Origin of the sequence: Brenneria uluponensis (assembly GCF_032395385.1) — a bacterium.
Classification (GTDB): Bacteria; Pseudomonadota; Gammaproteobacteria; order Enterobacterales; family Enterobacteriaceae; genus Prodigiosinella; species Prodigiosinella aquatilis.
Genome location: NZ_CP135917.1, coordinates 4,710,855 through 4,732,912, shown reverse-complemented (window position 1 = coordinate 4,732,912; position 22,058 = coordinate 4,710,855). Strand labels below are relative to the sequence as shown.

At 48.3% G+C, this 22,058-nt stretch carries 14 protein-coding genes, 4 tRNA genes and 3 rRNA genes; 16 read left to right on the top strand and 5 right to left on the bottom strand.

Annotated elements, in window-relative coordinates; genetic code table 11:
• The first annotated feature begins 1 nt into the window (after position 1).
• Positions 2–1,024: a porphobilinogen synthase gene (hemB, locus tag RS889_RS22060; RefSeq protein WP_315708704.1), complete on the top strand. Its 1,023-nt coding sequence runs from the start codon at positions 2–4 to the stop codon at positions 1,022–1,024.
• Between the two features lie 40 nt (positions 1,025–1,064).
• On the opposite strand, the gene rfaH is transcribed toward hemB, so the two are convergent.
• Positions 1,065–1,553, bottom strand: coding sequence for a transcription/translation regulatory transformer protein RfaH (rfaH, locus tag RS889_RS22055; RefSeq protein WP_021014032.1), 489 nt, complete (start codon positions 1,551–1,553; stop codon positions 1,065–1,067).
• Positions 1,554–1,676: 123 nt separating this feature from the next.
• Between rfaH and ubiD the strand changes: the two genes are divergently transcribed.
• The gene (gene ubiD, locus RS889_RS22050) at positions 1,677–3,173 is read left to right on the top strand and encodes a 4-hydroxy-3-polyprenylbenzoate decarboxylase (protein WP_315708703.1); all 1,497 of its coding nucleotides are present in this window, start codon (positions 1,677–1,679) and stop codon (positions 3,171–3,173) included.
• A gap of 53 nt (positions 3,174–3,226) precedes the next feature.
• Positions 3,227–3,928, top strand: a complete 702-nt coding sequence (gene fre / locus RS889_RS22045; RefSeq protein WP_021014034.1) for an NAD(P)H-flavin reductase — start codon at positions 3,227–3,229, stop codon at positions 3,926–3,928.
• 143 nt (positions 3,929–4,071) lie between these two features.
• Here the strand turns inward: fre and fadA are convergent, their stop codons facing one another.
• The gene (fadA, locus tag RS889_RS22040) at positions 4,072–5,235 is read right to left on the bottom strand and encodes an acetyl-CoA C-acyltransferase FadA (protein ID WP_315708702.1); all 1,164 of its coding nucleotides are present in this window, start codon (positions 5,233–5,235) and stop codon (positions 4,072–4,074) included.
• Between the two features lie 11 nt (positions 5,236–5,246).
• Positions 5,247–7,436, bottom strand: coding sequence for a fatty acid oxidation complex subunit alpha FadB (gene fadB / locus RS889_RS22035; protein ID WP_315708701.1), 2,190 nt, complete (start codon positions 7,434–7,436; stop codon positions 5,247–5,249).
• Positions 7,437–7,617: 181 nt separating this feature from the next.
• Between fadB and pepQ the strand changes: the two genes are divergently transcribed.
• The 11 genes from pepQ (at position 7,618) to birA (ending at position 19,734) form a co-directional block, all read left to right on the top strand.
• Positions 7,618–8,949, top strand: a complete 1,332-nt coding sequence (gene pepQ / locus RS889_RS22030; RefSeq protein ID WP_315708700.1) for a Xaa-Pro dipeptidase — start codon at positions 7,618–7,620, stop codon at positions 8,947–8,949.
• The gene (locus RS889_RS22025; RefSeq protein WP_021014039.1) at positions 8,949–9,563 is read left to right on the top strand and encodes an IMPACT family protein; all 615 of its coding nucleotides are present in this window, start codon (positions 8,949–8,951) and stop codon (positions 9,561–9,563) included. Before pepQ ends, RS889_RS22025 begins: the two co-directional genes overlap by 1 nt.
• A 40-nt stretch (positions 9,564–9,603) precedes the next feature.
• Positions 9,604–11,055 (top strand): Trk system potassium transporter TrkH, encoded by a 1,452-nt coding sequence (gene trkH / locus RS889_RS22020; RefSeq protein ID WP_315708699.1) that lies wholly within the window; start codon positions 9,604–9,606, stop codon positions 11,053–11,055.
• 19 nt (positions 11,056–11,074) lie between these two features.
• Positions 11,075–11,614 carry a menaquinone-dependent protoporphyrinogen IX dehydrogenase gene (gene hemG / locus RS889_RS22015; protein ID WP_021014041.1) on the top strand — a complete coding sequence of 180 codons (540 nt, stop codon included), beginning with the start codon at positions 11,075–11,077 and terminating at the stop codon, positions 11,612–11,614.
• Between the two features lie 386 nt (positions 11,615–12,000).
• Positions 12,001–13,543, top strand: a 16S ribosomal RNA gene (locus RS889_RS22010).
• A 69-nt stretch (positions 13,544–13,612) separates the two neighbouring features.
• Positions 13,613–13,689 (top strand) — tRNA-Ile (locus RS889_RS22005).
• Positions 13,690–13,789: 100 nt separating this feature from the next.
• Positions 13,790–13,865, top strand: a tRNA-Ala gene (locus RS889_RS22000).
• Between the two features lie 317 nt (positions 13,866–14,182).
• Positions 14,183–17,273: ribosomal RNA gene (locus tag RS889_RS21995) — 23S ribosomal RNA — on the top strand.
• A gap of 108 nt (positions 17,274–17,381) precedes the next feature.
• Positions 17,382–17,497, top strand: a 5S ribosomal RNA gene (gene rrf / locus RS889_RS21990).
• The 16S, 23S and 5S rRNA genes sit together here with 2 tRNA genes alongside, the layout of an rRNA operon.
• A 243-nt stretch (positions 17,498–17,740) precedes the next feature.
• Positions 17,741–18,778, top strand: coding sequence for a UDP-N-acetylmuramate dehydrogenase (gene murB / locus RS889_RS21985; protein ID WP_315711161.1), 1,038 nt, complete (start codon positions 17,741–17,743; stop codon positions 18,776–18,778).
• Positions 18,775–19,734 (top strand): bifunctional biotin--[acetyl-CoA-carboxylase] ligase/biotin operon repressor BirA, encoded by a 960-nt coding sequence (birA, locus tag RS889_RS21980; protein ID WP_315708698.1) that lies wholly within the window; start codon positions 18,775–18,777, stop codon positions 19,732–19,734. Before murB ends, birA begins: the two co-directional genes overlap by 4 nt.
• 32 nt (positions 19,735–19,766) lie before the next feature.
• Here birA and coaA read toward each other — a convergent pair whose 3' ends face one another.
• Together coaA and RS889_RS21970 are read right to left on the bottom strand one after the other, a co-directional pair.
• On the bottom strand, positions 19,767–20,717 hold the full coding sequence (gene coaA / locus RS889_RS21975) for a type I pantothenate kinase (RefSeq protein WP_021014044.1): 951 nt from the start codon (positions 20,715–20,717) through the stop codon (positions 19,767–19,769).
• 218 nt (positions 20,718–20,935) lie between these two features.
• Positions 20,936–21,484, bottom strand: a complete 549-nt coding sequence (locus RS889_RS21970; RefSeq protein WP_021014045.1) for a GNAT family N-acetyltransferase — start codon at positions 21,482–21,484, stop codon at positions 20,936–20,938.
• A 373-nt stretch (positions 21,485–21,857) separates the two neighbouring features.
• Between RS889_RS21970 and RS889_RS21965 the strand changes: the two genes are divergently transcribed.
• Together RS889_RS21965 and RS889_RS21960 are read left to right on the top strand one after the other, a co-directional pair.
• A tRNA-Thr gene (locus RS889_RS21965) sits at positions 21,858–21,933 on the top strand.
• A 16-nt stretch (positions 21,934–21,949) separates the two neighbouring features.
• Positions 21,950–22,034: transfer RNA gene (locus RS889_RS21960), tRNA-Tyr, on the top strand.
• The last annotated feature ends 24 nt before the right edge of the window (positions 22,035–22,058 follow it).

Genomic DNA, 22,058 nt, shown 5'->3' with positions numbered 1-22,058 from the left:
TATGAGCAATGCTTTTCCCGGTACGTTTCCCGGACGGCGGATGCGCCGTATTCGTCGTCATGATTTCAGTCGTCGCCTGGTGGCTGAACATCAGGTAACCGTGAATGATCTGATCTATCCCGTGTTTGTCATGGAGGGAAATCATGACCGACAGGAAGTCCCTTCCATGCCGGGAGTCTATCGGCTGACAATAGATGAAGTCGTGAAAGAAGCAGAGATCATCGCCAAACTGGGTATACCTGTCCTGTCGTTATTTCCAGTGATTGAGGCGGATAAAAAATCACTTCACGCAGAGGAATCATATAACCCTGATGGGTTGGTTCAACGCACGGTGCGCGCCCTCAAAGATGCGGTTCCTGAATTAGGTCTACTGACTGATGTGGCACTCGATCCTTACACCACTCACGGTCAGGATGGCGTCATTGACGAACAGGGTTATGTGGTCAATGACATCACCAAAGAGATACTGGTTCGTCAGGCATTATCCCATGCTGAAGCGGGTGCTGAAATTGTGGCACCCAGCGATATGATGGATGGGCGCATCGGTGCTATTCGTGAAACCCTGGAAACACGAGGGTTGTTTAACACCCAGATTATGGCGTATTCCGCTAAATATGCTTCCTGTTACTACGGGCCTTTTCGTGATGCATTGGGCTCCTCAGGTAATCTGAAAGGTAGCAATAAAAAAACCTACCAGATGGATCCGGCTAACAGTGATGAAGCATTGCAGGAGATCGCCCAGGATCTGCAGGAAGGGGCCGATATGGTAATGGTAAAACCGGGTATGCCTTATCTGGATGTGGTCCGCCGTGTGAAAGATACGTTTGGTGTTCCCACATTTGCTTATCAGGTTTCAGGGGAATATGCCATGCAGATGGCAGCGATCCAGAATGGGTGGCTGCAGGAGCAGCCGTTGGTAATGGAATCACTGTTGTGTTTTAAACGGGCAGGCGCGGACGGTGTATTGACTTACTTTGCCAAGCGAGTGGCACAGTGGTTACATGATCAGCATCTGGAACGCTAATTGTTTGATGTACCGTCAGAGTCAACGTGCCTCTGGCGGACTAAATCTTTTTGAATTGCCGGTTATCAATGCTCTGCTTGACCTGTTTGTTCAGCAGATTAAGCAGTAGCATAGAACGTGCTTCTCCATCAGGTTCGGTATAGATAGCCTGCAGCCCACTGAATATGCCCTCCATAATCATTACCTGATCGCCGGGTTGCGGTGTTTTAGGGTCAGTTAAAATCTGGATTTGATATTGAGACAGTTCGTCGATCACATTCTGCGGAATAGTGGCCGGCAATGCGCCAAAACGAACAAAATGGCTTACACCACGTGTCGCGCTGATGGTTGTGGTGTGAATCCGTTCGGGATCGAACTCCACAAACAGATAGTTGGGGAATAGCGGTTCGCTGACTTCAATACGCTTCCCTCGCACCATTTTTTCCAGCGTAATCATTGGGCTCAGGCACGTTACTTCCTGGCGCTCCAGGTGCGATCTCGCCCGTAACAATTGACCGCGTTTACAATAAAGTAGATACCAGACTTCCATAATTTCACTATTCTGTTGCGTTATTCTGAGGAGGATAGCAAAAGAAAGCCGGGATAAATAGCGGCACCAGGAGCGACAGCATGTCGAAGAGACTTTATAATAGAGGCACCTTCGACTACTCAGATGATCAGCATGAAATACCGTGACTTACGTGAGTTTCTCTCCCTGCTTGAAGAGAAAGGCGAATTAAAACGCATTAATCAGCCTATTGATCCTTATTTGGAAATGACTGAAATTGCTGATCGTACCCTGCGGGCTGAAGGCCCTGCGCTGCTGTTTGAAAAACCCAAAGGTTATAATATGCCGGTGCTTTGCAACCTGTTTGGTACACCTAAACGTGTTGCAATGGGAATGGGGAAGGAAGATGTCAGCGCATTACGTGATGTTGGCAAGTTACTGGCTTTTTTGAAAGAACCGGAGCCACCACACGGTTTTCGAGATTTGGTGGATAAACTGCCTACGTTTCGTCAAGTGCTTAATATGCCGACAAAACGTTTATCTGAAGCACCTTGTCAGGAGATTGTATGGCAAGGGGATGACGTGGACTTGAGCCGTATTCCGGTGATGCACTGCTGGCCGGGGGATGCTGCTCCGCTGATCACCTGGGGATTGACGGTCACCCGCGGTCCGTTTAAGGATCGGCTGAATCTGGCTATTTACCGTCAACAAGTATTAGGGAAAAACAAGCTTATTATGCGCTGGTTATCCCACCGTGGCGGTGCGCTGGATTATCAGGAGTGGTGTCAGGAACATCCGGGGAAACGTTTCCCGGTTGCCGTGGCGTTAGGTGCTGACCCGGCGATGATCCTGGCGGCGGTGACACCTGTACCGGATACTCTTTCAGAGTATGCTTTCGCGGGTTTACTGCGTGGCTACAAAACTGAAGTTGTGAAATGTCTGTCCAATGATTTGGATGTTCCCGCCAATGCTGAAATTGTGCTTGAAGGTTATATTGAACCCGGAGAGTTGGCGCTTGAAGGTCCGTATGGCGATCATACCGGTTACTATAACGAGGTGGATAACTTCCCGGTGTTTACCGTCACACATATCACCCAACGGCGGGACGCGATTTACCATTCAACCTATACTGGGCGTCCACCGGATGAACCGGCTGTTATGGGCGTGGCATTGAACGAAGTTTTTGTCCCGATTCTGCAAAAGCAGTTTCCGGAAATTGTTGATTTCTATCTTCCTCCAGAGGGTTGTTCTTACCGTCTGGCGGTGGTTACTATGAAGAAGCAGTATGCCGGACATGCTAAACGGGTGATGATGGGTGTTTGGTCTTTCCTGCGGCAATTTATGTATACCAAGTTTGTTATTGTTTGTGACGATGATATTAATGCCCGCGACTGGAAAGATGTTATCTGGGCGATAACTACGCGTATGGATCCCGCTCGTGATACGCTTCTGGTTGAAAACACACCCATTGATTATCTGGATTTTGCTTCACCGGTTTCTGGATTAGGCTCCAAAATGGGGCTGGATGCTACCAACAAATGGCCAGGCGAAACACAACGTGAATGGGGACATCCAATTACAAGAGATCCCCAGGTATGTGCCCGTGTTGATGCTATCTGGGATGATTTAGCCATTTTTAGTGACAGCGGTAAACGACGTTAATTCGCCATTGCCCTGTTCCCCATTTTGCTTTGATGACCCGATAGAGGGAACGCATGACAACATTGAGCTGTAAAGTGACTTCGGTCGAAGCAATAACTGATACGGTTTTCCGGGTGCGTTTATTGCCTTCAGCCCCTTTTTCCTTCCGTGCCGGTCAGTATTTAATGGTAGTGATGGATGAACGGGATAAACGCCCATTCTCAATGGCTTCCATACCAATGGAAAAGAATTTTATTGAACTGCACATCGGGGCCTCTGAACTGAATCTGTATGCGATGGCGGTAATGGAGCGCATCCTGAAAGAGGAATCCCTGATAGTTGATATTCCTTATGGGGATGCCTGGTTCCGTGAGGAGAGCGATCGCCCATTGATACTGATTGCCGGTGGGACCGGATTTTCTTATACGCGTTCCATTTTGTTAACAGCGCTGGCACAGCAGCCGGAGCGTTCAATTTCTTTTTATTGGGGCGGTCGTGAACGCAAATACCTGTATGATTTGGCTGAGTTGGAATCGCTGGCATCTCAGCATACCAATTTGAAGGTGATTCCGGTTGTTGAGCAACCGGACGAGCATTGGCATGGCCGAGCGGGTACGGTTTTAAGCGCTGTACTACAGGATTTTGGCTCATTGGCCGAGTATGATATCTATATTGCCGGTCGATTTGAGATGGCAAAGATTGCTCGTGAACGTTTCTGCAATGAGCGCGGAGCGCTGGTGGCGCATATGTTCAGTGATGCCTTTGCTTTTATCTGAATCCCCGTTTTCTGACGGGAACATATCTTGATGTAATGTGGGTCGGTTATTCAACCGAGATATCTGGCGCCGGGGGAGGTGTCCTTCGTGAACCTCATCCCCATGTTTCTCATAATGGGCTACAACGTGTAGCGTTTACACCATCAGATACGTTCAAAAACAGTGGCGATACCTTGGCCGAAACCAATACACATGGTGGCTATGCCAAATTGCACATCATGCCGTTCCATCAGATTAATTAGTGTAGTCGAGATACGCGCTCCAGAGCATCCTAGTGGATGACCAAGCGCGATGGCCCCACCGTTGAGGTTTACCTTTTCGTCCATCACATCCAGTAAACCCAGATCTTTTATGCACGGTAATGTTTGTGCAGCAAAGGCCTCATTCATCTCAAACAGTCCAATATCACAAATGCTCAGTCCGGCGCGTTTCAGTGCCAACTGTGTGGCTGGCACGGGTCCATATCCCATAATAGAGGGTTCACAACCCACAACAGCCATCGCACGAATGTATGCTCTTGGTGCTAATCCCAGGGCGTTGGCGCGGGATTCACTCATCACCAATATGGCTGCTGCGCCATCGGAAAGCGCGGATGAACTACCTGCAGTTACGGTACCGTTTATCGGGTCAAATACGGGTTTAAGTGCTGCCAGAGTGGCAATGTCGGTATCAGGACGGATGACTTCATCATCTTCAAAACACAGTAAAACTCCATCGGCATTGTGACCGGTAGTGGGAATGATTTCTTTGTGGAACGCACCGGACTGTGTGGCAGCATAGGCACGTTGATGGGAGCGGGCGGAAAATGCATCCTGCATTTCACGGCTGATATGGTGTATTCGTGCCAGCATCTCTGCTGTCAACCCCATCATGGCAGCGGCTTTTGCCACCGTTTTGCTCAGACCAGGATGAAAATCCACACCGTGGCTCATAGGCACATGGCCCATATGTTCAACACCACCAATCAGGCAAACCTGGGCGTCGCCTACCATAATGGCCCGCGCTGCGTCGTGTAACGCCTGCATGGAAGAACCACATAAACGGTTAACCGTCACGGCGGGTACGGTATGAGGAATTTCTGCCAGCAGAGCCGCATTACGGGCGATATTAAATCCCTGCTCCAGTGTTTGTTGCACGCAGCCCCAGTAAATGTCGTCGATACTGTCCGCTTTCAGCGCAGGATTTCGGCTTAACAGACTGCGCATCAGATGTGCAGATAGATCCTCAGATCGTACCTGACGGAATGCTCCCGCTTTGGATCGCCCCATTGGGGTTCTCACAGCGTCAACAATCACTACTTTTTCCATAAATATAAACCTTATGCTGGTTGACGATGGGAGATGTCGGCGTGAGGCACGACAGTCGGATAATAACCTTCTTTATTTCTGGCTTTTTGCCGCACACTTTCAGGAATTTGATAGAGCGGCCCCATGTGTGACAGTGGCTGAGCCATCTCCAGATAACGCGCGCTGCCCAGGGTGTCGAAATAGCGGCAGGCTCCACCGTGGAACGCAGGAAATCCCAGGCCGTAGATCAGCGCCATATCCGCTTCAGCCGGACTGGCGATCACGTTTTCTTCCAGGCAGAGCGCCACTTCGTTAATCATCGGGATCATCAGGCGGGAGACGATCTCTTCGGCACTGAACCGACGACGTGCCTGACAAACTGTGGCCAGCAGCTCATCAATGTTCTCATCGGATTCTTTATGTGGTTTACCCTTGTTGTCGGTCTGATAACGATAAAAACCCACCCCATTTTTTTGACCAAACCGCTGATGTTCAAATAACACGTCAATAACGTCGCGGTAATTTTTGTCCATACGTGAGGGAAAGCCTTCTGCCATAACAGATTGAGCATGATGGGCCGTATTGATTCCCACGACATCCAGCAGGTATGCCGGCCCCATTGGCCAGCCAAACTGTCGTTCCATCACGTTGTCAATTTCACGAAAATCCGCGCCATCACGCATCAGCAAACTGAAAGCAGCAAGGTAGGGAAACAGGACACGGTTAACGAAAAATCCCGGGCAATCATTTACCACGATAGGGGTTTTCCCCATGTGGAGCGCATAGGCGATAACACGGGAAATGGTTTTTTCGTCAGTTTGCGGACCACGAATGATTTCTACCAACGGCATCCGGTGAACCGGATTAAAAAAATGCATACCGCAGAAGTTCTGTGGTCGCTTCAGTGCCTGGGCCAGTTTCACAATCGGAATGGTCGAAGTGTTGGACACGATAACTGTATCTTCATGGACGTGGGATTCAGTTTCAGCCAATACGCTGGCTTTCACTTTGGGATTTTCTACCACGGCTTCGACGACCACATCAGCATGTTCAAAACCGGTGTAATTTAATGTGGGATGAATGCTGGAAAAAATACCCGCCATTTTTACGCCATTGAGCTTTCCGCGTTCCAGTTGCTTATTCAGTAGTTTGGCCGCCTCGTTCATACCGAGTGTCAGCGCGGTTTCATTAATATCTTTCATCAGGATGGGAACGCCTTTTAATGCCGACTGGTAGGCGATACCGCCACCCATGATCCCTGCACCTACGACGGCGGCCTCTTTGGGGGCGGAAGTACTCCCCACCTGTTTTTTCGCTTTTCCCTTAACATACTGATCATTCAGAAATACTCCCACCAGAGTACGGGCTGCGTCAGTTTGTGTGAGGGCGACAAAATTCTTTGTTTCAATGCGCAGGGCGGTATCACGGGACAAACCCGCTGCCGCTTCAATGGTTTTTACCGCAGTGATCGGGGCGGGATAATGTTTCCCAGCGGTTTGCATCACCATGGCTTTGGTTGTAGCAAAACTCATGGCGGCCTCAACTTTACCGAGTTTTAGCGGTACCAGTTTGGGCGCGCGATAAGCACGCCAGTTCAACTTTCCTTCAATTGCCTGATGCAACATGAATAACGCCGCCGCAACCAGTTTATCGTCTGCGACGACGGCATCAACCAGGCCAACTTTCAGTGCCGCTTCAGCACCGATATCTTTACCTGCGGCGATAATGTCCAGCGCGCTATCCGCACCCAGCAAACGAGGCAGTCGAACCGTACCGCCAAAGCCGGGCATGATCCCCAACTTCACTTCCGGTAAGCCGATTCGTATATCTGCAGTGGCAATGCGGAAATCGGTTGCCAGCACGCATTCGCAGCCGCCACCCAGAGCATAACCTTTGATGGCAGAAATCGTCGGTACTGGCAAATCTTCCAGACGGCTGAAAATGTCATTTGCATCCGTCAGCCATTGATGCAGTTTTTCTTTAGGGGCCGCAAATAAAGAGAGGAATTCGGTAATATCTGCCCCGACAATAAATGTGGGTTTATCCGAACGCAGTACCAAACCTTTTAGATCATGCTGTAGTGCCAGTATATCCAGAGCAGCACCGAGGCTACTGACTGTCTGTATATCCAGTTTATTAACTGACCCTGTCGCAGAAAACACCAGCTCAGCAATGCTATCTTCAAGCCAGTTAACATAGAGGTTTTCGCCTTGATAAAGCATTTCTGTCTCCAGATTAAGCAAGTTGGCTGGTATGACCAAACACTAAAATTGTGGATTTGATGTTAATAAAATGCAAATAAGTGATTAATTTTTTGCCGAAAAGATCACAAAGCGCAGAGCAATGCCGTCATTGTGCCACTGTGTTAAAATGAAGAATTCACTGTTATCAATGGAGATTCTGATGGAAACGATGACTTCTCTGTATCAGCAACATTTGGTGACCTTGCAGCAGCGTACGCAGGCCGTTTTGGCGCGTCATAATCTTGATGCTTTACTGATTCATTCCGGAGAACTGTTGACGGTGTTTCTGGATGATCATGAGTACCCGTTCAAGGTTAACCCACAGTTCAAAGCTTGGTTGCCGGTGACACAAGTGCCTAATTGCTGGTTATGGGTGGACGGTGTTAACCCACCAAAACTGTGGTTTTACTCTCCGGTTGATTACTGGCATAACGTTGCCCCGATGCCGGAAAGTTTCTGGACTAATGACATTGATATGACTGCATTGCATCGTGTCGATGATATTGGCCAATTGTTGCCGACACCACTCCAGCGAGTCGCCTATATCGGCTATGTTCCACAACGTGCACTGACGCTTGGTTTTAATCCGGAAAATATTAATCCGCAAGGTGTGCTGGATTATCTGCATTACTATCGTGCCTATAAAACCGATTATGAACTTGCCTGCATGCGTGAGGCGCAGAAAACGGCGGTTGCAGGCCATCGTGCCGCATATGATGCTTTTCAGTCTGGTATGAGTGAGTTCGATATTAATCTGGCCTATCTGGCGGCCACCGGCCACCGTGACACCGATGTGCCTTACAGTAATATAGTGGCGTTAAATGAACATGCCGCTGTATTGCATTACACTCAACTGGAACATCGGGCACCTGCGAAAACCCGTGGTTTCCTGATTGATGCCGGCGCAGAGTACAACGGTTATGCGGCGGATATCACCCGCACTTATTCTGCTCAGAGTGACAATGAGTTTGCTGCCTTGGTGAAGGATTTAAACCATGAACAGCAAGCATTGATTGAAACCATGAAGGTGGGTGTCCGTTACACTGATTACCATCTTCAGATGCATCAGCGTATCGCCAGTTTGTTGAAAAAACATCAATTGGTGAGTGATATGAGCGAAGAAGCCATAGTTGATGCAGGGATAACCAGCCCGTTCCTGCCACATGGGTTGGGGCATCCGCTGGGATTACAGGTGCATGATGTCGCTGGTTTTATGCAGGACGATACCGGTACATCGCTGGCGGCACCCACCCAGCATCCGTACCTGCGTTGTACCCGTATTCTTGAACCCCGTATGGTTCTGACAATTGAGCCAGGGATTTATTTTATCAATTCGCTGTTGGAACCATGGCGTCACGGTAATTTCCGCCAGTATTTTAATTGGCAGAAAATTGATGCATTGCAGCCATTTGGCGGTATTCGCATTGAAGATAATATCGTGATGCATGAGAATCGCGTTGAGAATATAACTCGGGCGCTGAATCTGAACTGATGCTTGTTTATCCAGTTCCTGTCTCTGCGGTCAGCTACAGCGAAGAAGTTAAAAAAAGCCGTTTTATCACAGAATTAAGCGCTACTGACGGTATTGATGCGGCCAAGGCCTTTATTCAAGGCATCAGGAAGCATCATCCGGCAGCCACTCATCACTGCTGGGCATTTATCGCGGGTGCGCCTAATGATTCCCAGCAGCTTGGATTTTCTGATGATGGTGAGCCTGCCGGTACAGCCGGTAAACCTATATTGGCGCAACTGATGGGCAGCGGTGTCGGTGAAATTACCGCTGTTGTCGTGCGCTATTATGGTGGGGTGAAGCTGGGAACCGGAGGCTTGGTAAAGGCTTATGGCGGTGGCGTCCAGCAGGCATTAAAGCTGCTGGTACTAAAGCAGAAGATATTGCTGCAAGAGTATCACCTGCAGTGCAAATATTCACTACTACCCCAGGTTGAGTCAATAGTGCATTATCTGGGGGGAAAAATAGTATCAAACGAGTATGGCGCGGACGTTAGAATCCGGCTGGCTCTCCCCGTCCATACTGTAGATGAAGCTGAGATGAGGTTGCGTGATATTAGCCGTGGGGTGTTACATTTACTGCCAATTTCACAATAGTCCCAGCGTTGTTTATTGAACCATAAGGAAGGCATCTGTAATGCACTTGCGTGCCATAACCCGCATTGTTGGCCTGCTGGTCATGCTTTTTTCCGGAACGATGTTTATTCCCGGGTTGGTCGCCCTGATTTATCGTGATGGTGCCGGTCGGGCTTTTACTCAGACATTTATCGTCGCTCTGATCATCGGCCTTATCCTGTGGTTGCCCAATCGCAAGCAAAAGCATGAACTCAAAACCCGCGAGGGATTTTTGATAGTGGTGCTTATCTGGACGGTGTTGGGTAGCGTAGGCGCATTGCCTTTTCTCTTCGCCGAACATCCTAGTATGACGATAACGGATGCTTTCTTTGAGTCTTTTTCTGGTCTGACAACGACAGGTGCAACCACATTGGTGGGGCTGGATTCGATGCCGAAAGCCATCCTGTTTTATCGGCAAATGCTGCAATGGATGGGGGGGATGGGAATTATTGTGCTGGCAGTGGCTATTCTGCCAATCCTCGGTGTCGGGGGGATGCAGCTTTATCGTGCCGAAATGCCAGGACCATTGAAAGACAACAAGATACGTCCGCGCATTGCTGAAACGGCTAAAACACTGTGGCTGATTTACGTCCTGTTGACCATCATCTGCGCGATATCACTCTGGCTGGCCGGAATGTCGGTGTTTGATGCTATCAGCCATAGCTTTTCAACCATCTCTATTGGTGGATTTTCTACTCATGATGCCAGTATCGGGTATTTCAATAGTCCGACCATTAACACGATCATTGCCATATTCCTTTTGATTTCAGGCTGTAATTTCAGTTTGCATTTTGCTGTACTCAGTGGTCGAAGCCTGAAAGTCTATTGGCGTGATTCCGAGTTCCGTATGTTTATTAGCGTACAGATATCACTGGTGGTTATCTGTACTGTAATACTGTGGTTCCATGATGTGTATAAAAGCGGTATCGAAACACTAAATCAGGCTTTTTTCCAGGTAGTGTCGATGGCAACGACGGCGGGCTTCACTACTGGAAGCTTTTCAAACTGGCCACTGTTTTTGCCTGTTCTGTTACTATGCTCGGCGTTCATCGGTGGCTGTGCTGGTTCCACTGGCGGTGGTTTGAAAGTTATTCGTATTTTGCTGCTGTTTTTGCAAGGCTCCCGAGAGCTGAAGCGATTAGTGCACCCGAATGCGGTTTATACCATTAAGCTTGGTTATCGAGCGTTACCGGAGCGTATACTCGAAGCCGTATGGGGCTTTTTTTCAGCTTATGCACTGGTATTTATTGTCAGTATGCTGGCTATTATTGCGACTGGCGTCGATGATTTTTCCGCTTTTGCTGCTGTAGCGGCGACATTGAATAACCTCGGGCCTGGGCTGGGTGCGGTAGCTGATAATTTTACTTCCATGAATGACGCTGCAAAGTGGATTTTGATCGTAACAATGTTGTTTGGCCGTCTGGAAGTATTCACACTGCTGGTACTATTTACTCCTACTTTTTGGCGGGAATAACGGAAGAGGACTCGGTGCAATGAAAGCGTTAATATTGTTTTCTAGTAGAGATGGGCAAACGAGATCGATAGCCTCTTATATTGCTACCATATTAAAAGGTACGTTGGAGTGCGATGTCGTTAATATCCTCAATACCCATGAAGTCGATATCGGGAAATATGATCAAATCATGATTGGTGCTTCGATACGGTACGGCCATTTTCATCCTTCACTGAAAAAGTTTATTCATCAGCATCTCTCCTTATTGCAGCAAAAACCGAGTGCTTTTTTTTCAGTAAATTTAACTGCCCGCAAACCTGAAAAAAGATCACTACAAACTAATGCTTATACACGTAAGTTTCTGCTACGTTCGCCTTGGCAACCTGACTTGGGAGCTGTCTTCGCTGGTGCATTACGTTATCCGAATTACCGTTGGTTTGACCGCGTGATGATCCAACTGATCATGCACATGACGGGGGGAGAAACGGATAGTACAAAAGAAATCGAATATACTGATTGGGAACAGGTTGCGCGATTTGCTCAAGAGTTTGGACAAATAGCACTGAAAAGATCAGCATAACGTGGTTTATTCCCGCGTATCGGTGAAAAAAAACGCACTTGTGATTTTTTTTGCAATTACCCCTTGTCAGGCCAGGAGAAGTGCCTATAATGCGCCTCCACTGACCCGGTGCTGGTGAACAACACAACGCAGAGTCAGGCCGGGAAAAACGAATTATTCGTTGACTCTGCAAGAGGATAGCGTAGTATACGCGACCTCACGTCAGCGGCAGTGCCGCGACGAACGCTCTTTAACAATATAATCAGACAATCTGTGTGGGCACTCACAGGACCCTATCGTAATCAATACGAAAAGACTTGAAGAGTGACTGACAGTAAATTCATTACGAATAAACAGTTATAAATTCTTTGAGCATCGCTTCTTCGGAAGCATATCAAACAAATCTTAAATTGAAGAGTTTGATCATGGCTCAGATTGAACGCTGGCGGCAGGCCTAACACATGCAAGTCGAGCGGCAGCGGGGGGAAGCTTGCTTCCCCGCCGGCGAGCGGCGGACGGGTGAGTAATGTCTGGGGATCTGCCTGATGGAGGGGGATAACTACTGGAAACGGTAGCTAATACCGCATGACGTCGCAAGACCAAAGTGGGGGACCTTCGGGCCTCACGCCATTGGATGAACCCAGATGGGATTAGCTGGTAGGTGAGGTAATGGCTCACCTAGGCGACGATCTCTAGCTGGTCTGAGAGGATGACCAGCCACACTGGAACTGAGACACGGTCCAGACTCCTACGGGAGGCAGCAGTGGGGAATATTGCACAATGGGGGAAACCCTGATGCAGCCATGCCGCGTGTATGAAGAAGGCCTTCGGGTTGTAAAGTACTTTCAGCGGGGAGGAAGGGGAGCGCTTTAATAGAGTGTTTCATTGACGTTACCCGCAGAAGAAGCACCGGCTAACTCCGTGCCAGCAGCCGCGGTAATACGGAGGGTGCAAGCGTTAATCGGAATGACTGGGCGTAAAGCGCACGCAGGCGGTCTGTTAAGTTGGATGTGAAATCCCCGGGCTTAACCTGGGAACTGCATTCAAAACTGACAGACTAGAGTCTCGTAGAGGGGGGTAGAATTCCAGGTGTAGCGGTGAAATGCGTAGAGATCTGGAGGAATACCGGTGGCGAAGGCGGCCCCCTGGACGAAGACTGACGCTCAGGTGCGAAAGCGTGGGGAGCAAACAGGATTAGATACCCTGGTAGTCCACGCTGTAAACGATGTCGACTTGAAGGTTGTGGCCTTGAGCCGTGGCTTTCGGAGCTAACGCGTTAAGTCGACCGCCTGGGGAGTACGGCCGCAAGGTTAAAACTCAAATGAATTGACGGGGGCCCGCACAAGCGGTGGAGCATGTGGTTTAATTCGATGCAACGCGAAGAACCTTACCTACTCTTGACATCCTCAGAAGAGACTGGAGACAGACTTGTGCCTTCGGGAACTGAGAGACAGGTGCTGCATGGCTGTCGTCAGCTCGTGTTGTGAAATGTTGGGTTAAGTCCCGCAACGAGCGCAACCCTTATCCTTTGTTGCCAGCGCGTAATGGCGGGAACTCAAGGGAGACTGCCGGTGATAAACCGGAGGAAGGTGGGGATGACGTCAAGTCATCATGGCCCTTACGAGTAGGGCTACACACGTGCTACAATGGCGCATACAAAGAGAAGCGAACTCGCGAGGGCAAGCGGACCTCATAAAGTGCGTCGTAGTCCGGATTGGAGTCTGCAACTCGACTCCATGAAGTCGGAATCGCTAGTAATCGTAGATCAGAATGCTACGGTGAATACGTTCCCGGGCCTTGTACACACCGCCCGTCACACCATGGGAGTGGGTTGCAAAAGAAGTAGGTAGCTTAACCTTCGGGAGGGCGCTTACCACTTTGTGATTCATGACTGGGGTGAAGTCGTAACAAGGTAACCGTAGGGGAACCTGCGGTTGGATCACCTCCTTACCAAAGATAGCCGTTGTGTGAAGTGCTCACACAGATTGTCTGATGAAGTACGAGCAGAAATACCTTTATAGGCTTGTAGCTCAGGTGGTTAGAGCGCACCCCTGATAAGGGTGAGGTCGGTGGTTCAAGTCCACTCAGGCCTACCAATTTCTTTCCATGCTGTGTTGTGTTTTTGCCACGGGCGAGAGTCTGTGTCGAGAATGACGCCTTGCCTGACGGAAATTTGTGTAAAGGTTTTCATGCGATGGGGCTATAGCTCAGCTGGGAGAGCGCCTGCTTTGCACGCAGGAGGTCTGCGGTTCGATCCCGCATAGCTCCACCATACAAAAAAAGACTTCAGAGTATATTGGCAACAGTATGCTGTGAAGTATTTTGCTCTTTAACAATCTGGAACAAGCTGAAAATTGAAACGATACAGCGAAACCTGCCTTGATGGCGGGAGTTGGCTGTATCAGAGTCTCTCAAATAATCGCATCCCGGATATTCCGAATCGATGAATGAGCGAGCCCGATGAAGACAAGGCGTACCGCACGGAGGAAGCGCAGTGGACGTGATGTCCATGAGCATACCGAGTACGGCACAACGCAGTATTCATGAGGCGCAGCCATTCAGAAAAGAAGAAACACCTTCGGGTTGTGAGGTTAAGCGACTAAGCGTACACGGTGGATGCCTAGGCAGTCAGAGGCGATGAAGGGCGTGCTAATCTGCGAAAAGCGTCGGCAAGGTGATATGAACCGTTATACCCGACGATACCCGAATGGGGAAACCCAGTGTGTTTCGACACACTATCATGTCATGAATCCATAGTGACATGAGGCGAACCGGGGGAACTGAAACATCTCAGTACCCCGAGGAAAAGAAATCAACCGAGATTCCCCCAGTAGCGGCGAGCGAACGGGGAAGAGCCCAGAACCAGAATCAGTTTGTGCATCAGTGGAAGCGTCTGGAAAGTCGCACGGTACAGGGTGATAGTCCCGTACACAAAGATGCGCTTGCTGTGAGTTCGACGAGTAGGGCGGGACACGAGATATCCTGTCTGAAGATGGGGGGACCATCCTCCAAGGCTAAATACTCCTGACTGACCGATAGTGAACCAGTACCGTGAGGGAAAGGCGAAAAGAACCCCGGCGAGGGGAGTGAAACAGAACCTGAAACCGTGTACGTACAAGCAGTGGGAGCCCCACCACCAAAGCATTCTCTGGTGATGAAGGCACCGCAACAGCAGCATCGCGGTGGCGGCGCGTCTTTTGCGACGCCCAACACACAAGACAAGCGGTGAGTGCTTTGGGGTGGGGTGACTGCGTACCTTTTGTATAATGGGTCAGCGACTTATATTTTGTAGCAAGGTTAACCGAATAGGGGAGCCGCAGGGAAACCGAGTCTTAACTGGGCGTCAAGTTGCAAGGTATAGACCCGAAACCCGGTGATCTAGCCATGGGCAGGTTGAAGGTTGGGTAACACTAACTGGAGGACCGAACCGACTAATGTTGAAAAATTAGCGGATGACTTGTGGCTGGGGGTGAAAGGCCAATCAAACCGGGAGATAGCTGGTTCTCCCCGAAAGCTATTTAGGTAGCGCCTCGTGAAGTCATCTTCGGGGGTAGAGCACTGTTTCGACTAGGGGGCCATCCCGGCTTACCAACTCGATGCAAACTACGAATACCGAAGAATGTTATCACGGGAGACACACGGCGGGTGCTAACGTCCGTCGTGAAGAGGGAAACAACCCAGACCGCCAGCTAAGGTCCCAAAGTCATGGTTAAGTGGGAAACGATGTGGGAAGGCCCAGACAGCCAGGATGTTGGCTTAGAAGCAGCCATCATTTAAAGAAAGCGTAATAGCTCACTGGTCGAGTCGGCCTGCGCGGAAGATGTAACGGGGCTAAACCATGCACCGAAGCTGCGGCAGCGGACATATCACTTAAGACAATTATGCGAAAACCGATTGACGGAGCGCCGCGACGTCAAAGCGTTCATTACGTCGAGTTGACTTAAGGATATGTCCGTTGGGTAGGGGAGCGTTCTGTAAGCCGTTGAAGGTGGTCTGTGAGGATTGCTGGAGGTATCAGAAGTGCGAATGCTGACATAAGTAACGATAATGCGGGTGAAAAACCCGCACGCCGGAAGACCAAGGGTTCCTGTCCAACGTTAATCGGGGCAGGGTGAGTCGACCCCTAAGGCGAGGCCGAAAGGCGTAGTCGATGGGAAACAGGTTAATATTCCTGTACTGGGTGTTACTGCGAAGGGGGGACGGAGAAGGCTATGTTGGCCGGGCGACGGTTGTCCCGGTTTAAGCGTGTAGGTGGGTGCTCCAGGCAAATCCGGAGCGCTGTCAACGCCGAGGCGTGATGACGAGGCACTACGGTGTCGAAGTGACAAATGCCACGCTTCCAGGAAAAGCCCCTAAGCTCCAGGTAACATCGAATCGTACCCCAAACCGACACAGGTGGTCAGGTAGAGAATACTCAGGCGCTTGAGAGAACTCGGGTGAAGGAACTAGGCAAAATGGTGCCGTAACTTCGGGAGAAGGCACGCTGTGCGAGGTGAAGTCCCTTGCGGATGGAGCGTTGCGCAGTCGCAGATACCAGCTGGCTGCAACTGTTTACTAAAAACACAGCACTGTGCAAACACGAAAGTGGACGTATACGGTGTGACGCCTGCCCGGTGCCGGAAGGTTAATTGATGGGGTAAGCCGCAAGGCGAAGCTCTTGATCGAAGCCCCGGTAAACGGCGGCCGTAACTATAACGGTCCTAAGGTAGCGAAATTCCTTGTCGGGTAAGTTCCGACCTGCACGAATGGCGTAATGATGGCCAGGCTGTCTCCACCCGAGACTCAGTGAAATTGAACTCGCTGTGAAGATGCAGTGTACCCGCGGCAAGACGGAAAGACCCCGTGAACCTTTACTATAGCTTGACACTGAACCTTGAGCCTTGATGTGTAGGATAGGTGGGAGGCTTTGAAGCGTGGACGCCAGTCTGCGTGGAGCCAACCTTGAAATACCACCCTTTAATGTTTGATGTTCTAACGTGGGCCCGTGAACCGGGTTGCGGACAGTGTCTGGTGGGTAGTTTGACTGGGGCGGTCTCCTCCCAAAGAGTAACGGAGGAGTACGAAGGTTAGCTAATCCTGGTCGGACATCAGGAGGTTAGTGCAAAGGCATAAGCTAGCTTGACTGCGAGAGTGACGGCTCGAGCAGGTGCGAAAGCAGGTCTTAGTGATCCGGTGGTTCTGAATGGAAGGGCCATCGCTCAACGGATAAAAGGTACTCCGGGGATAACAGGCTGATACCGCCCAAGAGTTCATATCGACGGCGGTGTTTGGCACCTCGATGTCGGCTCATCACATCCTGGGGCTGAAGTAGGTCCCAAGGGTATGGCTGTTCGCCATTTAAAGTGGTACGCGAGCTGGGTTTAGAACGTCGTGAGACAGTTCGGTCCCTATCTGCCGTGGGCGTTGGAAGATTGAGGGGGGTTGCTCCTAGTACGAGAGGACCGGAGTGAACGCACCACTGGTGTACGGGTTGTGATGCCAATTGCATTGCCCGGTAGCTACGTGCGGAAGAGATAACCGCTGAAAGCATCTAAGCGGGAAACTTGCCCCGAGATGAGTCTTCCCTGGGCCTTAAAGGCCCCTGAAGGGACGTTTAAGACGAAGACGTTGATAGGCTGGGTGTGTAAGCGCAGTGATGCGTTGAGCTGACCAGTACTAATGACCCGAGAGGCTTAACCTTACAACACCGAAGGTGTTTTGGAAGAGAGACGATATATTTTCAGTGATGTTCCGAGATTGGTTCTGATGGTTACACGGAAGTGTGACGGTCGGGATGAAACAGAATTTGCCTGGCGGCGATAGCGCGGTGGTCCCACCTGACCCCATGCCGAACTCAGCAGTGAAACGCCGTAGCGCCGATGGTAGTGTGGGGTCTCCCCATGTGAGAGTAGGGAACTGCCAGGCATTCAACAAGACGAAGCCCTCTGTGAAAGCAGAGGGCTTTTTCACGTTGGTAGTGTTGATGCAGCCGGCATGCGCGGTGGGATATCTGCTCAGCATGCTGTCGCCGGGTCAGTATCAAATAACGGCAAACCTTCAGTGGATATTGTGGGTTTTTGCTTTTTCGTAGAGTTATTATTCTTCCTCAAAATAATTTATCTGAATCAGGTAGACTATGGATATCTGAATTGCTGAGTGTTGAATATTATCATGAACTCTGCCACATCTTTAAAACAACTCAATTCTTTCTCTCTACCTGTCTGTGCTGCAGATGTAGTCGTTGCTAAAACTCGGGAACAGTTGATTTTTGCCTGGAATCGAGCAAAGACACTTCAACAACCAGCCCTAATCTTAGGGGAGGGAAGTAATGTCCTTTTTCTGGAAGATTTTTCAGGGAGCGTGATCCTGAATAGAATTAAACATATTGAAATAGAAGAAAAGGATATAGCCTGGGATCTACATGTAGGGGCTGGGGAAAACTGGCATCATTTGGTTGAATATACTCTGAACTGCAATATCGCCGGTCTAGAGAATCTTGCATTAATTCCTGGTTGTGTAGGTTCAGCACCTATTCAGAATATTGGGGCCTATGGCGTTGAATTAAAAAAATTTTGTTCATATGTGGATCTGTTAGATCTTAATTCTGGTATAACAAATCGACTGACTGCAAACGAGTGTCAGTTTGGTTACCGTGAAAGTATTTTTAAGCATCAGTATCGTAATGGGTTTGCAATTACTGCTGTAGGATTAAGTTTGAAAAAAGCATGGGAACCTGTATTGGAATATGGCACTTTGACCTGCCTTGATACTCAAACTATAACACCAAAGCAAATTTTTGACGCTGTGTGCGACATGCGGCGTAGTAAATTACCTGATCCTGCTATTATTGGAAATGCGGGAAGTTTTTTTAAAAATCCAGTAATTAGTGAGCAGCAAGCAATCGAGTTATTAAAGAGATATCCTCGGGCTCCCCATTATCCTCAACCTGGTGGTGATGTTAAAATTGCAGCCGGATGGCTTATAGATCAATGTAATCTGAAAGGATTTCAGATTGGTGGCGCTGCTGTACATAATCAGCAGGCTCTGGTATTGATTAATCGAAATGAAGCAACAAGCCAGGATATTGTCAACCTGGCGCATTATGTTTTACTTCAGGTCGCTGAGAAATTTGATATATGGTTGGAACCAGAGGTGAGGTTTATTGCCCATGATGGTGAAGTTAATGCCATGGAGGTTCTATCATGAAAGATAATACTGTTCCGCTTAAGATTATTTCCATTTTATCTGATGGAGAGTTTTACTCAGGAGAATATTTGGGTGAATTGCTGGGGATGAGTCGAGCTGCAATTAACAAACATATTCAAACTATCCGTGAATGGGGTATCGACGTATTTACTGTTACAGGTAAAGGTTATTGTTTCCCTGCGAAGATGCAACTACTTAGTGAAGAGAAAATCCTGAATTCACTAAATGAAGGCCGGGTAACCGTCTTGCCTGTGATCGACTCTACAAATCAGTATCTGCTGGATCGCTTTGACTCACTCTCATCAGGTGATGCGTGTGTTGCCGAATATCAACAGGCGGGACGTGGGCGTCGTGGCAGAAGATGGTTTTCACCGTTTGGTGCCAATCTTTATTTGTCTATGTATTGGCGTCTGGAGCAAGGACCCGCTGCGGCAATAGGAGTGAGTTTGGTTATCGGCATTATTATGGCGGAAGTGTTACACAGTTTGGGAGCTGACGGTGTCCGTGTAAAATGGCCTAATGATCTCTATTTAAAGGATCGCAAATTAGCCGGCATTTTAGTCGAACTCAATGGTCGTACAGGTGATGTGGCTCATTTGGTCATTGGCGCAGGGATTAATCTATGCATGCGTGAGCCAGATGTAGATGTGATCAATCAAGGATGGATTAATTTGCAGGAGGTTGGCGTTAATATCGACAGGAACATTCTTTCCGCTAGGCTTATAACGGAATTACGTGCGGCATTAATATTATTTGAACAAAAAGGGCTTGACCCTTTTATTCATCGTTGGAAATTTCTAGATAATTTCTATAATCGTCCCGTTAAGTTGATTGTCGGTAATCGTGAAATAAAGGGCATTGACAGAGGGATTAATAGTCAGGGAGCCTTACTCCTGGAGCAGGATGGAGTAATAACGCCTTATATAGGTGGTGAGATTTCTTTGAGAGGAATGTAATTATATAAAGGGGATTGATAGCCCCTCTTATATTATTTACGCAGACTAACATATTTGACGGCATGATTTTCGCTTTTCGTCATTATTAAACTGGCTCTTTCTCGTGTGGGAAGAATATTCTGTTTAAGATTAAGGCCATTAATCTCTTGCCAAAGTTGTGAAGCAATTTCTACCGCTTCTTTTTCTGTTAATTTTGCATAATTATGGAAATAGGAATCAGGGTTAGTAAAAGCGCCTTGTCTGAATTTCAGAAAGCGATTGATATACCAACTTTTTAACAATATTTCTGGTGCATCGACGTAAATAGAAAAATCAACAAAATCAGATACAAAAACGCGATGTGGATCATGAGGATAGTTCATCCCACTTTGTAGAACATTCAGCCCTTCAAGAATGAGAATGTCAGGTTGTTCTATGATTTTATAACATCCAGGTACAATATCATAAGTCAGATGGGAATAAGCAGGTGCGGTGACACGGGAATACCCGGATTTAATATCTGAAACGAATCTCACCAAACTATGTATATCATAGGATTGGGGAAATCCTTTCTTTTTCATTAGATCTCTTTCTTTGAGCACTTTGTTTGGATGTAGAAAACCATCCGTAGTAATTAATTCGACACTGCGATGTTCTGGCCAACGGCTCAATAATGCTTGTAATACACGGGCAGTCGTACTTTTACCAACCGCCACACTCCCGGCAATACCAATGATATAGGGGATTTTCTGTCCATCAGTACCCAGAAATTGTTCCAGAACCGCCTGACGGCGCAGGTTAGAACTGATATAGAAATTCAGTAAACGAGATAATGGCAGGTAAATCTCAGCAACTTCATCCAAGGATAGATCTTCATTAATACCTTTAAGTTTAACTATATCCTCTTCCGTCAGTGTCAATGGCACGGAATCACGTAAGGTAGCCCATTGCTGACGATCAAATTGCAGATAAGGCGTTGCCAAAGATTGCTTTCTATTTCTCATAAATGTGCTTCTGCCTACCAGTACAGATTAAGAAAGGGGATCTATCAGCCAGTACGTTGAGATAAGACTCTCTGTTTCGCTGGCTAAATGGATACCATTGTAACCTTTCTTTAAGTAATTAAGTGCATGACAGGCAGGTTACCATCAGGAGGGTAAAAAAAAGAAGCAGAAATCAGTGGGAAGATCGGTACCTTATTTCCTTAAGGTACCGGTTAATGCTAGCTCGCTAGCGATCGTTCCATACGATTAACGGCAAACAGACGCTTATAATAAATGGCTGTCGGATGGTAATAGCCATTTGGCGAGCTGGCATAGTCAGGAAGTTCTCCCAGATAGCGATACCTTTGTGAACGGTAAAAAGACTCGGCTGGGGAGCCTGCCTGAGTGTCCAGATAAAGTAATCCACGCCGGTATTGTAGTGCGGCCTTTTCAAGAGTGGAGAGTAATTGCTTACCTATTCCTTGCCTGCGAGCATGGCTATGCACAAGTAACTTTTGAATTTCAGCGCGGTTTTGCCCATTTGATTTCTGACACAGTTCAAGCTGTATACTACCCACCACACCATCAGCGTTACGCGCTATCCATAGAAGGCGTTCTCCCTCTGCAACTGAAGGCCTTAAACCATGTACATATCTTTCCGCCTCTTCATGAGAAAATGGGGTTTCGTATCCTACCGAAGCTCCTTCTGTGACAGCATCCACCAATAAGTTGGCTAACTCATAACGGTAAACCGGTAGAGTCGCGACATTAAGTAATACTATCTTCATGGAGTCTCTCCTGGAATAAGGGTTAATGAGTCACTGAATTACTTCTAAATAAGCAATAATCGTTCCAGTATGTAGTTAGGTAAATGACAGGGAAATTCCCTACACTATGCCAGAGGGCATTGTATCAGGGTGTGCAGTTGCCCTCTTTTGGTGCGGGGAAGATATATGCAATGGGGGCATGACTGGCTTTCAGTTTTGACATGAATGCGGTATTTTTCTGTATCGAATTCTCTCTTGTCGCTTATTTGCACAAATCATTGACGGCAATGTGAAACAACGTTCATTTTTGTGCAAAATCTAAGCGATAGTGCATTTTCCGCAATTTTTTTGTTGCATAGGCGGTTCTGTCTACCTAGAATGCGCAGCACTTGATGCCGGCTTAGCTCAGTAGGTAGAGCAACTGACTTGTAATCAGTAGGTCGCCAGTTCGATTCCGGCAGCCGGCACCATCAAGTATAGTAATCAGGTGGGGTTCCCGAGCGGCCAAAGGGAGCAGACTGTAAATCTGCCGTCACAGACTTCGAAGGTTCGAATCCTTCCCCCACCACCAAATCCAATCCGGTAATAGGATAAA